The sequence below is a fragment of the Clostridium beijerinckii genome (assembly GCF_036699995.1).
In the GTDB taxonomy this organism is placed as follows: domain Bacteria; phylum Bacillota; class Clostridia; order Clostridiales; family Clostridiaceae; genus Clostridium; species Clostridium helianthi.
This window is the reverse complement of record NZ_CP144906.1, coordinates 4,677,387-4,691,753: the sequence shown is the minus strand read 5'-3', so window position 1 is coordinate 4,691,753 and position 14,367 is coordinate 4,677,387. Positions and strand designations below refer to the sequence as shown.

Here is a 14,367-nt window from a genome sequence, read left to right as displayed (position 1 = left end):
CATTGCATTCAAATGATATGAGTTTTTTCTTAAAAGTGTTAAAATAGTAAAAGAAGCATAATAATGAATAGATATGTGCTTAGAGGAAAAAAATAATAATTATAAGTTGATTAATGTAAGGAGATGTATTCATGAGTGATTTAAGTGACTTAAAGGAAATGACAAAAGCTAAGGCAGCAAAAGAAATGCAAGAATTGAAAGATAAGATATTAGAAAGATTGAGCTCGATTAAAAGAGATGGGATAGATGAATTAATAAAATATCTTTTAGAAAGAACCGATTATTTTACAGCCCCAGCATCTACTAAGTTTCATTCAAACTTTGATGGAGGATTAGCACTTCACTCTGATAATGTTGTTGAATTATTAATTCAAAAAAACAAGCAATATAAGCTAGGTTTGAGTCATGATACAATGTATTTAACAGGATATCTGCATGATTTGTGTAAGTGTAATTTTTATGAGAAAACTATGAGATTAAAAAAAGATGAGATGACAGGAAAGTGGATAGGATATGCAGCCTATGAATTTGACGATAAAATTCCTTTAGGACATGGAGAGAAAAGTGTAATTTTACTTCAACAATTTGTAAAGTTATCATTAGAAGAATGTCTAATGATAAGATGGCATATGGGTGCTTATGTTCCAAAGGATGAATATAGAGACTACAATAAGGCAATAGAAATGCATAAGTCAGTTTTGGCATTTAGTAATGCAGATGCAGAGGCTTCACATTTCTTGGAAGAAGTAAGAGAACCGGAAGTTTATTCAATAGAAGAATATAATCAATATGTAAAAGAAAGAGCTTTAAGAAAAAATAGTTAATTATTACTTTATTTATATACATGAGAAATAAGAAGGATTTTAAACCAAAATAAAGCATAAGGGACTTTAAATAAATTTATCAAGTATATTAAAGAAATATTGTCATAAATAGTAGCAATTTTAAAGATAATATAGTAAAATGTCAATGTTGTATAATAAAGATGTTTCAAGGTAAACTAGAAGTTGAGTATTTGAAGGTTATAAACATTAGAATATGTATGATTTTAGTGAATAAGTTTTTGAAACAAATTCTAATGCAACTATAATTTAATTTGGGTCAGAAAGGTTGTGATGTTAGGGTTGGAAAACAAGCTGAAGTTATACGGCTTTAACAACCTCACCAAAACACTTAGCTTTAACATCTATGATGTATGCTATGCAAAAAGTGAGCGCGAGCAAAAGGACTATATTGCTTACATAGATGAGCAATACAATTCAGAAAGACTTACAAGAATTCTGTGTGATGTAACGGAAAGTATTGGAGCACATGTACTTAATATTTCAAAACAAGATTATGATCCTCAGGGAGCAAGTGTAACTATTCTAGTATCGGAACAGACCCTAGCAGTCAAAGAGATAGATGCATCTTGTAATAAAGGTGAAATTGACATTTTGAAAACTAGAGACACTGTTGTAGGACATTTAGATAAAAGTCATGTTACTGTGCATACTTATCCAGAATATCATCCAGATAATTCAATTGCTACTTTTCGTGTTGATATTGATGTAGCCACGTGTGGAGAAGTTTCTCCTCTAAATGCACTAAACTATCTTATAGGAAGTTTTGATTCAGACATCATAACGATAGATTATCGTGTCAGAGGTTTTACCCGAGATGTTGATGGCAAAAAATTATTTATAGATCATAAAATAACATCAATACAAGATTATATTGATGAAAATACCTTGAAAAAGTATGATGCAATGGATATAAATGTATATCAATCAAATATATTTCACACTAAAATGCTAATTAAAGAAATTGAACTTCAAAATTACCTTTTTAATAGAGATGTTTATGAAATCAAGCCAAAGCAAAGACTTGAAATTGAAAACAACTTAAGAAGAGAGATGATTGAGATTTTTAGTGGAACTAATATATATTAACGGGAGGGATGTATACGATGAAAAACAAAGAATCCCACTCAAGAGCACCAATCTATGAAGCATTAATAGAATATAAGAAAGCTAGAGTGGTTCCGTTTGATGTACCAGGTCATAAGCAGGGCCGAGGAAATGATATGCTTAGGGAATTCTTGGGAGAGCAATGTCTTTCAGTAGATGTAAATTCAATGAAACCACTCGATAATCTTATTCACCCGGTATCGGTTATAAGAGAAGCTGAGGAGCTTGCGGCTGATGCATTTGGTTCTAAGCACGCATTTTTAATGGTTAATGGAACAAGTTCTGCAGTTCAGGCTATGGTTATGAGTGTATGTAAAAAAGGTGAAAAGATTATAATGCCTCGTAATGTGCATAGAAGTGCTATAAATGCTTTAATAATTAGCGGAGCAATTCCGGTTTATATAAATCCAGGAACAAATAAACAACTTGGAATACCACTTGGGATGTCAGTTGAAGATGTAAAAAAAGCAATTAGAGAAAACCCAGACGCAAAAGCGATATTTGTAAATAATCCTACTTATTATGGGATTTGTTCAAATTTAAAAGAAATTACGAAACTTGCCCATGAAAATGGAATGTACGTATTAGTAGATGAAGCTCATGGAACACATTTTTATTTTGGTGACAATATGCCTTTATCAGCAGTTGATGCTGGGGCAGATATGGCAGCAGTCAGTATGCATAAGACTGGAGGATCTTTAACTCAAAGTTCTTTTCTACTCTTAAATTGTGATTTAGCAATAGGATATGTTCGTCAAATAATTAATTTGACTCAGACTACAAGTGGTTCATATCTTTTAATGTCATCACTTGATTTGGCAAGAAGAGATCTTGTATTACATGGAAAAGAAATTTTTGATAAAGTAAAGCAAATCTCTGAATATGCTAGAGGTGAAATAAATAAAATAGGCGGTTATTATGCCTTTTCAAAAGAGTTAATTGATGGAGATGCAGTTTATGATTTTGATATAACAAAGTTATCTGTATTCACTAGAGAAATAGGTCTTGCTGGAATAGAAGTATATGATCTATTAAGAGATGAATATGGTATACAAATTGAATTGGGAGACATTGCAAATATTTTAGCTATTATTTCTGTTGGAGATCGTAGTCTTGCAATTGAAAGATTAATATCTTCATTATCTGAAATTAAGAGATTGCATTCAAAAGATAAAATTGGTATGTTTGATCATGAGTATATAGATCCTGAAGTTGTATTAACTCCTCAGGAAGCATTTTATTCTCAAAAAACTTCAGTGCCGCTAAATGAAAGCAGTGAGAAAATATGTGCTGAATTTGTAATGTGTTATCCACCAGGAATACCAATTCTTGCTCCAGGAGAAAAAATAACAAAAGAAATATTGGACTACATAAATTATGCAAAAGAAAAAGGTTGTTTTTTAACTGGAACAGAAGATACTAAAATTGAAAATATTAATGTTGTGGAGGACAAGTAAATGGAGTTATGGTATACAGAACAACACACAGAAAATGTAAGATTTTCAATTAAAGTTGAAAAAGAAATACATACTGAAAAAACTGAATTCCAAAGAATAGATGTACTTGAAGCTAAGGAATTCGGAAGGTTTTTTACATTAGATGGATTAATGATGGTAACTGAAAAAGATGAATTTATTTACCATGATATGATAGTTCATGTACCAATGGCAACTAATCCAAATATTAAGAATGTTTTAGTTATAGGTGCTGGTGACGGTGGAACAATAAGAGAACTTACAAGATACAGCACAGTTGAAAAGATAGATATGGTTGAAATTGATAAAAGAGTTGTTGATATTTGTAGAGAGTATTTTCCGCTAACATCATGTAAGCTTGATGATAAAAGAGTTAATGTATTCTATGAAGATGGTTTGAAATTTATACGTGATAAAGAAGATGAATATGACTTAATAATAGTTGATTCAACAGATCCTTTTGGACCAGGAGAAGGATTATTTACTAAGGAGTTTTATGGAAATTGCTATAAAGCACTAAGAGAAGATGGAATTTTAGTTAATCAACATGAAAGTCCATACTATGATAATGATGCGGCTGCAATGAAAGAAGCTCATGAAAAAATAACGAAATTTTTTCCAATCATTAGGGTCTATCAAGCACATATTCCAACATATCCATCAGGACATTGGTTATTTGGATTTGCTTCAAAAAAGTATCACCCTATAAAGGATTTTGATGCAGAAGCTTGGAATAAGTTAGGAATAAAAACAAAATATTATAATACAGATCTTCATGTAGGGTGCTTTGCACTTCCAACTTACGTTAGAGATATGTTAAATGGACTTACTGATTAGAAAAATTATCAGATAATACAATTAAATTTTTTGTTCATGACTTGAAGATAATCAAAAAATAATAAGTCAATATTCTAAATTCAGCTGGAGCATAAAGCTCCGTCTGAAAAGTTTCATTTTATAAAGAAATTGGAGGAATTGGAATGGGAAAAGCTTTAATTATTGGCGCTGGTGGTGTTGCTAGCGTTGCTATTCATAAATGTTGTCAAAATTCAGAGGTGTTCGAGGAAATTTGTATCGCTAGTAGAACTTTATCAAAGTGTGATGCAATAAAAGCTTCATTAGAAGGAAAAACTAAGACAAAAATACAAACAGCAAAGGTGGATGCTGATAATGTCCCAGAATTAGTGGCGCTTATTAATAAATTCAAACCAGAAGTTGTTATAAATCTTGCGCTTCCTTATCAAGACTTAACAATTATGGATGCTTGTTTAGAAACAAAAGTTCATTATGTAGATACAGCTAACTATGAACCACTTGATACAGCAAAATTTGAATATAAGTGGCAATGGGCATATAAAGAAAAATTTGAAAAGGCAGGTTTAACTGCATTACTTGGAAGTGGATTTGATCCAGGGGTTACTGGTGTATTTAGTGCTTATGCTCAAAAGCATTATTTTGATGAAATAAATTATATTGATATATTAGATGCTAATGCTGGTGATCATGGTTATCCATTTGCAACTAACTTTAACCCAGAAATCAATATTCGTGAAATTACAGCTCCAGGAAGCTATTGGGAAGAAGGGAAATGGATAGAAACAGAACCTCTTGAAATAAAGAGAGTTTATGATTTCCCAGAAATCGGACCAAAAGATATGTATTTATTACATCATGAAGAATTAGAATCTTTAGGTATAAATATTAAAGGAATTAAGAGAATAAGATTCTGGATGACGTTCTCACAAAAGTATATAACACATTTAAATGTACTTGAGAATGTTGGTATGACATCAATTGAACCAATTGAATTTGAAGGAAAGCAAATAGTACCATTACAATTCCTTAAAGCAGTATTACCAGATCCTGCATCATTAGGTCCAAGAACAAAAGGAAAGACTAATATAGGATGTATATTCCAAGGTAAAAAAGATGGAAAAGATAAAACATATTATGTTTACAATGTTTGTGATCATGAAGAATGTTATAAAGAAGTTGGATCTCAAGCAATTTCTTACACAACTGGAGTTCCAGCTATGATAGGTGCAAGCTTAGTAATGAAAGGTTTATGGAAGAAACCAGGAGTATATAATGTAGAAGAATTCGATCCAGATCCATTTATGGAAGAGTTAAATAAATGGGGATTACCATGGAAAGAAAGCTTTGATCCAACTTTAGTTGAATAAGAAATATATGAACTATCCCGTGTGGTGACCTAACGAAATAAAATACATTTGTGTTCCACAGGACTAATGAAAATTTTGCTGTAAGTTTCTAAATGCCAGGTTGTACCCATTCCTGCATGTTCCCAATATTCATTGTGACAAGCAGATAATGGAACAACCTGGCATTAAGTACCTTAAGCAGCTCATTTTCAAATGCCTGTTCCACAAAAATGTATTCTATTTCTAATATATATACATATAAGTTTAGAAAATTCATGTGAATTCCACTTGATGAAAAAGTAATACTAAGTGAAAAGTTTCTAGAGATAAAATTATAAAATAATGGATATATATTAGTAAAATTTTTAAGAGATTATTGTCACGACTTATGGTTTGTCATTTATATAGATAACCTACTATGAAATATATTTATAATTTTAAATATATCTTAACTAGAAATGAGTGACATACTTTTATGGAATGTTTCATAAGGAATTCTTATGGTTGTGATTCTTAGATTAGAAGTTGTTCCAAATATGCTAGTTCAGAGCTTGTCTTTGAAGCTAGCATTTTGGGCACAACTTTTGGTCTTAGAATCACCTATCAAATTCCTTAGAAACTGGAATAAAAGTATGTTACTTATTTCGGTAAGTTATAAGTTAAAGTGTGGTTATTATGTTGGTTATCTATAAAACATAATTAAAAAGGTTTGGTGATTTAATGAAAGATATAGATTTAAGCAAATTGCCATCACCATGTTATTTGGTTGATGAGAGACTTCTTAAGAAGAATTTGGAGACTTTAGATTATGTTCAAAAGGAAACAGGTGCCAATATTATTCTGGCAACTAAAGCATTCTCTATGTACTCAACTTTCCCATTAATTGGAAGATATCTAAAAGGAGTTACTTCAAGTTCTCTTCATGAAGCTAGACTTGGATATGAAGAGATGGGGAAAGAAGTACATATTTATTCTCCTGCATATAGAGAAGATGAATTTGATGAGATAATGAAATATAGCGATCATATAGTATTTAATTCATTTAGTCAATGGAGAAAATATAAGGATAAAGTAAAAAACTTTAAAGGAAAGAAAATCGAATGTGCTATTCGTATTAACCCTGAGTATTCAGAGATAGAAACAGATATATATAATCCATGTTTTGAAAATTCAAGAATGGGAGTTACTTTGGCTAACTTTGAAGAAGAAGATCTTGAAGGTATAGATGGATTGCATTTTCATACAATGTGTGAACAGAATTCAGATACCCTTGAACGTACAATAAAAGTAGTGGATGAAAAATTCGGAAAGTACATCAAGAAAATGAAGTGGATTAACTTTGGTGGTGGTCATCATATTACTAGAGAAGATTATGATATAGAAACACTAATAAGATCTATTAAGTTTATAAAAGATAAATATGGAGTACAGGTATATCTTGAGCCAGGTGAAGCTATTGCTTTAAATACAGGATTCCTTGTATCAACAGTATTAGATACTATGAAAAATGGAATGGATATAGCTATACTAGATACTTCAGCGGAATGTCATATGCCAGACGTACTTGCAATGCCATATAGACCTAATATAATAGGTGCTGGAAAGCCAAATGAATTCGAATTTACTTATAGATTTGGTGGTCCTACTTGCCTTGCAGGTGATATTATAGGAGATTATTCATTTAAAGAACCTTTAAAGCCAGGCGATAAACTTGTATTTTGTGATATGGCTATTTACTCAATGGTTAAAAATAATACATTTAATGGAGTTAATCTTCCTGCAATTGTAAAATATAGTGAAGAAAAAGGTGTTGAAGTAATAAAAGAATTTGGATATGAAGATTTTAAAGCTAGATTATAGCAGAAAAAAATAAGCGATTCAGAATAGAGGTGAAATCCTATTCTGAATCGCTTAAGTTTGTTAAGGCTTTTTATGATATTTCTAATTATTTCATAACCATTTTGGAAATGCTTTCAGTATAATTAGTAGTATCTGATGGCAACCATATATTTCCGACTTTGGTGAAGCTGAATGTATTTTCAGCTGTTGTTGAGCTTATTTGGCCCTTATTAATTGAATCTATTAGGTTTGCAACGTAAGCTTCTGTAAGTTTTTGTTTATCTCTAATACCATTTGATAGTGCCTGAGATGTAGTAATATTTACAGCATCTTTAGAAATTTGATCTCTATCTATAAATGTTGATGATACTTTAACTTGTGCAGAATTGTCTGTTTTAGACACTTCTTCAAAATTAACTGAGTTTTTACTTATAGCACTTCTTAGAGCAGTTATCATTCCTTGAAGTTGATCATCTGATAATGAAATACCAGATTGTCCAGATTCTTTCTTAAAAGTTTTAAAATCATTCTTATTTATATTCTTAATTATTCTTTCGCCAAAAGCTTTGCTGTAACCAAGTTTCTCCATGCCGCTACTATCTTCCTTAATTACTAAGTTCCAAAGAACTTCAGCACTTTCTTTTGGTGAGATACTTTCTTCATCAATATTAAGATTATCTTTATTTACCGCTAATTCAACTAACTTGTACCCGAAATTAGTTTGATCATCTGCAATCCAATATCTATTAACTTTTTTAAATTTAAATGTATTTGAAGATTTATCAGAGCTCACTTCTGCATTTTTTAATCCTTCTGTAAGCTTGCTTAAATATATTTCACCAAATTTTTTATTTTCCTCTTCATTACTTGTAAATTCCATTTTATCAGTTTCGTCTAAAGCATCCATTGCTGTTTGTTCATCGATTTTTTTTATATCAAAATTAGTAGTTGAAATTTCTACTTCGGCTTCGTCACCAGATTTAGAAATTTGCTTTGTTTCATAGGTAATCTTTGAAAGTGCTTCTTTATATGCTTCGCATATAGAATTTAATTGTTCATCTGAAGCTGAATATTGCATCAAAAGAACATTTTTTCTTAGTTGGTCCTTAATTTTATCTTCGTATTCTTTTACTATATTGTCCTTCTCAGAGTCAGATACCCCTATCTTTTGAAGATCTTTAGCATCAGATTTAAATATTAGTGAACAGTAAATATCAGCTGAATTTTTTGCTGCATTACTATCAAAGCATCCACTAAATAAAAAACTAAATAGTAACGCCACCAATACTAAAAAACTAATTATTCTTTTTTTCTTCATTATTTTTTACCCCTATCATTTTAAGTTTAGTAGTTAACAAAGTACATTATATCATCCAATTAAAGTAATTTAAAGTTGTTTTTTACTAATATGGATGCTATTATAAAATGGAATTGGGGTAAAATTTCATATCTATCTTTAAAGATAAAGAGAAAAGAGTGATGAAAATAATGAAGGATAGATTAAAGAAAATATGTTAAATACAGTTAAATTTCAGCAGTAACTAAACTTTTAATTAATATAAAATATTCTTAAGTAAAGTTTATATATAATTTTAAAGACCACTGTCCTAAGTTATTTTAGAACGGTGGTCTTTGTATAGAACTTTTATTACAAATAATGCTTATTATGTAAAAGGATTTTATAAAATGAAAATGTATACAAAAGTTTTAGATTAATTGTATCCAATGGTAAAAATACAGTATAATTACATATTTAATTTATTAATTAAGTTTATTATTTATGTTATAATGAATTTGAAATAGGTATTCTACAGATTATTTTTGTAGAAAGGAGTAATAAAAGCAAAATGTTTAACGTTAACAATGTCACTATGAAGTCGTATTTAGATAGGAATACTCAATGGGAACAGAATTAAATTTCTTTGTTTGAATAAAAAAATTAAAATTCTTAAAATAAGAAAAATATTTATAATTTCGGTATGTTTCAACAGAAGTCTAAATTATATATTATCCATCTATAGAATTAAAATTTTACATTAAAATATAAAAAAGGGAGAATAAATATGAAACAAGATAAAAATTATCTATCAGCAATTTTAATTATAGCAGCTACTGGGTTTAGCTTGTTTATTATTATGCAGAATTTTTTAACTAAAACAAATGAGAGAGGGATTAGTGCTGGATTGCCATTAATGATTCCAACATTGGCATTACTTATTCCTTTAGCCATAATAATTGTAACAATGATTTCAAGGGAAGTAAAATACAAGAAAGCTCTAACTAATGGGGTTAAAAGTGTGGGACTTATTAGAAAGATAACAGAAACAGGGAAGAAGTATTCAAGAAAATTGGAAGAAGTTAAATTGGAACTTGATGTTTTAGAACAGAATGGAAGTAAATTTTTAGGGGAAGTAACAACAGTTATTCGTTATGCAGAATTAGAGTTCTTAAAAGAAGGGGAGCCAGTTCCTGTTATTTATAAATTAGATAATAAGCAAGAAATATCAATAGATAGGAAACCCAATGTAAACGAGCTTAAGGATAGAATAAACAATTATAAAACACAAAATAATATCAAGTAATTAAAAGTAAATTTAGGTATATATAATATAATTTTTAGCAAATACTAGCTTTATATAAACAAACACACAATATAAATATAAAGAGAGGAGAAAAAGAACCAGCGTATATATGCTGGTTTTTTGAAAAAATATGTTTATACCTAAAAGAGTTATATTTGAAAAAGATTCATTAGATTATGAGGCAGCTAAAAATATTTTAAACAAGTTTAAAGATAAAGAGGATGTTGAAATTATCAATATTACTTCAAATAAATTGAAGCAGCATATTCCAGGAGAAGATTTTTATGCTCAGTATAGGGAAGGAAAGAAGACTTTAGTGGTTGGAACAAAGAAGAGTCTGAAATTTCAATCTTGTAAGCCTTCGGCCCATTATCAATTACCACTAATATCAGGGTGTATGGGGCAATGTGAATATTGTTATTTAAACACAAAACTCGGAGATAAACCTTTTGTAAAGGTACATGTAAATATTGATGAGATTTTAAGTCAGGCTCAGAAGTATATAGATGAAAGGTTGCCCGAAATAACCATATTTGAAGGTGCAGCTACATCAGATCCAATTCCCGTGGAACCTTATACTCATTCACTTGAAAAGGCTATAGTATTTTTTGGTAAGCATGAAAATGCTAGATTCAGGTTTGTAACAAAGTATAATGATATAGATTCACTATTGGATTTAGAACATAATGGTCATACTGAAATGAGATTTAGCATTAATACATCATCAGTTATTAATAAGTATGAGCATGCAACAGCTTCACGTGACTTAAGGATAGAAGCTAGTATAAAGGCGGCTAAGGCAGGATATCCAATTGGATTTTTAGTTGCACCTGTGTTCATTTATCCAAATTGGAAAGAAGAATATCATGATTTATTGCTAAGTTTAAGTGAAAATCTGCCAAAGGATTTAAAAACTCCAGTGACATTTGAAATAATATCTCATCGTTACACATCAACAGCAAAAAACATAATACTTCAGGTTTTTCCAGAAAGTGAATTGCCAATGAGTGATGAAGAGCGTAAATTCAAATATGGTCAATTTGGATATGGAAAGTATGTTTATCCGAAAGAAAATATAGATGAAATGAAACAATTCTTTATAAAAGAAATAGAGGACTTATTTGAAAATAAAGAAATTAAGTATGTTATATAGGTAAATAGCAGAACGTAGATTTAAGTTTATATACTGAAATGCAGTGTAGGTTTTATATTGAATAGATGTAATATTCTATAGGATTACTGGAATATAATTGAAAACACTAAAAAGCAGATATTATCCAATTCATAATACTCAATTTTATTTTAACAAGCTAAATTGGAAAGACCTGCTTTTTAGAATCTTGAGCAATACCATTTGTCTTTTCAGCGTAAGAGTATCTATACGTACAATAAGCTCAAATATAATTCTAAGTTGAAAATTTTCTATTTATTCTAATCGCTCCATTAATTTAAATGAATAGCCTATTTTTTCTATTTCATCCCTTGATAAGACTGATCCCTCTGGAGGTCTTACATTTAATTTAAAAACTATAGCTTTTTGTCCAACCTCTTGTTTAAAATTTATACGATTCATTTTAATATCCATATTAAGTGTATCCGCGATAGCCTCTGCTGTTGATTCGTGTCCTATTGCAGATATGAATCCGTCCTTATATAAAAGATTTTTTGCAGATTCCACATCTATATCACTTATTTTATAAACACCATTTGTTGTAGCAACAGTTCCATTAAATATAGCAACCTTCATGTTCATCACCTCTAATAATATATTACTACATAAATCCTATATTTGTCAGTCATTTAATTTTTTATTGCAAAATCAATTAACTTATTTGATCAAGTTTATGCATTTGATATTTAACTTTAACAAGAAATCAAATATAATTATAATAGTATTTAATATTTTAATCGAAGATATAGTAATAGCTTATAAGTAGTAAGGATGGAGTTAAAAAATGTTAAAAGATAATTTTGGAAATGATGAATTGAATAGTATTTATAATTCTATTAAATATATAGAGGCTTTCTTTGATAATGACATAGAAATTATGTTAACTGATAGAGAAAAAGTATTATATTACAAAGGAAGTAAGGAAATAGACTTTAAAATAAAAGAAGGAGATGTTGCTGGAGATTTCGTGAAAAACGCTATGAAGAAAGGAAAACCAGTAATTGAAGTGATTCCAAAAGAGTTCTTAGGGGTGGCTTTTAAATCATATATGATTCCAATTAAAGATGATACTGGTGTTATAGGTTCAATTGCAATAGGAAAGAGCTTAACTAAGAAAAATTCAGTAATGGATATTACAGAAAGTTTAATTCAATCGGTTTCTCAAATATCAACTGGAATAAATGATATTTCAGCTAGTTTTCAGGAATTAGCAAGTATGAATTCAGAAATACTGGTTAAAACAAATGTTGCGAATGAAATGGCAGCTAATACTGATGAGATAGTTGGATTTATAAAAGGTATATCGTCTCAAACAAATCTTCTGGGATTAAATGCAGCTATTGAGGCGGCAAGAGCAGGAGAACATGGGAAAGGGTTTAATGTTGTTGCAAAGGAAATTAGAAAATTATCCAATGAATCCCATAAATCTATAGGATCAATAGAAACAGTTATAAAAGATATATCAGATGCAATAAAAAAGATAAATGAAAAAGTATCAGATGTTGATACTGTATCAGATAAACAATTAACAGCATTAGAAAAAATAACAGAATCAATTGAAAATCTAAATTCTACTGCAAGTTTATTAGGGAAATTGTCAGAAGAATTATAATAAATTCCATTAGGAAATATTATATTATGTAAGAGGCCGAAATTATAAAGGCATTTACAGGAAATGCATCAGTAAATGATTCTTGTGATGAATCGGTAAAAAAATAATGAAGTTCTTGCAACTGAAAAATAAAGTGGATATTTGTGGCAGCTCTTATCATGAGAGGTGCCACAAACTATATAAAGGAAGTGAACAATTTGATTTAGTTAAAGTCTTTCATATAATCTCCGTGAGCTTCAATCATTTCATTACACATTTTTATAATATCATCAATGGATAATTCAGCAGCTGTATGTGGATCCATCATGGCAGCTTGATAGATTTTACGTCTATCTTTTGTAACTGCTGCTTCAATTGTCAATAATTGAGAGTTTATATTACTCATATTCATAGCAGCAAGTTGAGTTGGAAGTTTTCCTACATGAGTTGGATGAATTCCCATAGCGTCGACCATACAAGGAACTTCTACACAGGCATCAGTTGGTAAATTATCAATGAGTCCAGTATTTAGTACATTACCACCAATTTTATAAGGAGTATTAGTCACAATTGCCTCCATAATATAAGATGCATATTCTTTTGAGCGTTCATGTGTAACTTTACCATCACGTAATATTTCATTTTTTTCTTTTTGCCAACCATCAATTTGTTCAATGCATCTTCTTGGATATTCATCTAGGGGTATATTAAATCTATCAATTAGTTCTGGATATTTTGATTTAATGAAAAAAGGATTATATTCTGCATTATGTTCGCTTGACTCAGTGCAGTAGTATCCAAGGTGCTTGATGTATTCATAACGAACCATGTCTTTATGTTTTTCTTCACCGGAATTTTTTAGCTCAGCTCTTTTTCTAATCTCAGGGTATAAATCATTGCCTGCTTTATCATATATTTCTAATAACCAACCCATATGATTAATACCAGCAATTAGTTCTTTTCTTCCTTCTAGTTTATCTTCCATGCCTAAATCTTTTAACAAATGTTCTGAACATACTTGTACACTATGACAAAGTCCAATTGTTTTTACTTTAGTGAAACGTTGCATAAAACCTGTAAGCATGGCCATTGGATTAGTATAGTTTAAGAAATATGCATCAGGGCATACTTCTTCCATATCTTTTGCAAAGTCAGCCATCACGGGAATTGTTCTTAGAGCTCTCATAATTCCACCAATTCCCATTGTATCTGCAATAGTTTGTTTTAAACCATATTTTTTAGGAATTTCGAAATCTGTGATTGTGCAAGGATCATATCCCCCAACCTGAATAGCATTAACCACAAAAGTTGCATCTTTAAGTGCTAGCTTTCTATTTTCAACGCCTAAAAAACATTTTATATTAGCCCTGCCATTATTTATATTTTTGTTGATTGCATTTAGGATTATTTCACTTTCCTTTAATCTTTCCTCATCAATATCATAAAGTGCAATTTCACTATCTCGTAGTGCTTCTGTGCACATACAATCACCTAAGACATTTCTTGCAAATACAGTACTTCCAGCTCCCATAAATGTAATTTTCATATAATCATCCTCCTTGAGTAATTTTGATTTTATTATAGATAAATTATATAAT

The 14,367-nt window shown here is 29.9% G+C and carries 12 protein-coding genes; 9 read left to right on the top strand and 3 right to left on the bottom strand.

Translation table 11 applies throughout. The features are described 5' to 3' along the window. Window positions 1-131: 131 nt before the first annotated feature. The 6 genes from PZA12_RS21470 (at window position 132) to nspC (ending at window position 7,446) form a co-directional block, all read left to right on the top strand. A complete protein-coding gene (locus PZA12_RS21470) occupies window positions 132-824 on the top strand; it encodes a hypothetical protein (RefSeq protein WP_065419008.1) in 693 nt (230 codons plus the stop codon). A gap of 288 nt (window positions 825-1,112) precedes the next feature. After that, entirely contained in the window at window positions 1,113-1,931 is an 819-nt protein-coding gene (gene speD / locus PZA12_RS21465) for an adenosylmethionine decarboxylase (RefSeq protein ID WP_170816507.1), read from the top strand. Window positions 1,932-1,948: 17 nt separating this feature from the next. After that, complete coding sequence (locus PZA12_RS21460; protein ID WP_012060567.1) at window positions 1,949-3,406, top strand: aminotransferase class I/II-fold pyridoxal phosphate-dependent enzyme; 1,458 nt, start codon at window positions 1,949-1,951, stop codon at window positions 3,404-3,406. Continuing rightward, complete coding sequence (speE, locus tag PZA12_RS21455) at window positions 3,407-4,261, top strand: polyamine aminopropyltransferase (RefSeq protein ID WP_012060566.1); 855 nt, start codon at window positions 3,407-3,409, stop codon at window positions 4,259-4,261. 143 nt (window positions 4,262-4,404) lie between these two features. Beyond that, window positions 4,405-5,607, top strand: a complete 1,203-nt coding sequence (locus tag PZA12_RS21450; RefSeq protein WP_012060565.1) for a saccharopine dehydrogenase family protein — start codon at window positions 4,405-4,407, stop codon at window positions 5,605-5,607. Between the two features lie 699 nt (window positions 5,608-6,306). Continuing rightward, window positions 6,307-7,446, top strand: coding sequence for a carboxynorspermidine decarboxylase (gene nspC, locus PZA12_RS21445; RefSeq protein ID WP_103697609.1), 1,140 nt, complete (start codon window positions 6,307-6,309; stop codon window positions 7,444-7,446). A gap of 85 nt (window positions 7,447-7,531) precedes the next feature. On the opposite strand, the gene PZA12_RS21440 is transcribed toward nspC, so the two are convergent. Beyond that, the gene (locus tag PZA12_RS21440; RefSeq protein ID WP_103697608.1) at window positions 7,532-8,743 is read right to left on the bottom strand and encodes a DUF5105 domain-containing protein; all 1,212 of its coding nucleotides are present in this window, start codon (window positions 8,741-8,743) and stop codon (window positions 7,532-7,534) included. Window positions 8,744-9,488: 745 nt separating this feature from the next. On the opposite strand from PZA12_RS21440, the gene PZA12_RS21435 reads away from it, so the two are divergent. Beyond that, complete coding sequence (locus PZA12_RS21435) at window positions 9,489-10,007, top strand: hypothetical protein (protein ID WP_103697607.1); 519 nt, start codon at window positions 9,489-9,491, stop codon at window positions 10,005-10,007. Between the two features lie 130 nt (window positions 10,008-10,137). Next, entirely contained in the window at window positions 10,138-11,160 is a 1,023-nt protein-coding gene (splB, locus tag PZA12_RS21430) for a spore photoproduct lyase (protein ID WP_041899841.1), read from the top strand. Window positions 11,161-11,433: 273 nt separating this feature from the next. Here splB and PZA12_RS21425 read toward each other — a convergent pair whose 3' ends face one another. Next, window positions 11,434-11,754 (bottom strand): YddF family protein, encoded by a 321-nt coding sequence (locus PZA12_RS21425; RefSeq protein ID WP_078114487.1) that lies wholly within the window; start codon window positions 11,752-11,754, stop codon window positions 11,434-11,436. Between the two features lie 208 nt (window positions 11,755-11,962). On the opposite strand from PZA12_RS21425, the gene PZA12_RS21420 reads away from it, so the two are divergent. Next, the gene (locus tag PZA12_RS21420) at window positions 11,963-12,790 is read left to right on the top strand and encodes a methyl-accepting chemotaxis protein (RefSeq protein WP_078114488.1); all 828 of its coding nucleotides are present in this window, start codon (window positions 11,963-11,965) and stop codon (window positions 12,788-12,790) included. 202 nt (window positions 12,791-12,992) lie between these two features. Here PZA12_RS21420 and PZA12_RS21415 read toward each other — a convergent pair whose 3' ends face one another. Then, a complete protein-coding gene (locus PZA12_RS21415) occupies window positions 12,993-14,315 on the bottom strand; it encodes an alpha-glucosidase/alpha-galactosidase (protein WP_103697606.1) in 1,323 nt (440 codons plus the stop codon). Between the last annotated feature and the right edge of the window lie 52 nt (window positions 14,316-14,367).

Bases quoted from the DNA above. Each gene is read 5' to 3' on its own strand.
- PZA12_RS21470 (WP_065419008.1), top strand. From the start codon at position 132: ATGAGTGATTTAAGTGACTTAAAGGAAATGACAAAAGCTAAGGCAGCA.
- PZA12_RS21460 (WP_012060567.1), top strand. From the start codon at position 1,949: ATGAAAAACAAAGAATCCCACTCAAGAGCACCAATCTATGAAGCATTA.
- speE (WP_012060566.1), top strand. From the start codon at position 3,407: ATGGAGTTATGGTATACAGAACAACACACAGAAAATGTAAGATTTTCA.
- PZA12_RS21450 (WP_012060565.1), top strand. From the start codon at position 4,405: ATGGGAAAAGCTTTAATTATTGGCGCTGGTGGTGTTGCTAGCGTTGCT.
- nspC (WP_103697609.1), top strand. From the start codon at position 6,307: ATGAAAGATATAGATTTAAGCAAATTGCCATCACCATGTTATTTGGTT.
- PZA12_RS21440 (WP_103697608.1), bottom strand. From the start codon at position 8,743: ATGAAGAAAAAAAGAATAATTAGTTTTTTAGTATTGGTGGCGTTACTA.
- PZA12_RS21435 (WP_103697607.1), top strand. From the start codon at position 9,489: ATGAAACAAGATAAAAATTATCTATCAGCAATTTTAATTATAGCAGCT.
- splB (WP_041899841.1), top strand. From the start codon at position 10,138: ATGTTTATACCTAAAAGAGTTATATTTGAAAAAGATTCATTAGATTAT.
- PZA12_RS21425 (WP_078114487.1), bottom strand. From the start codon at position 11,754: ATGAAGGTTGCTATATTTAATGGAACTGTTGCTACAACAAATGGTGTT.
- PZA12_RS21420 (WP_078114488.1), top strand. From the start codon at position 11,963: ATGTTAAAAGATAATTTTGGAAATGATGAATTGAATAGTATTTATAAT.
- PZA12_RS21415 (WP_103697606.1), bottom strand. From the start codon at position 14,315: ATGAAAATTACATTTATGGGAGCTGGAAGTACTGTATTTGCAAGAAAT.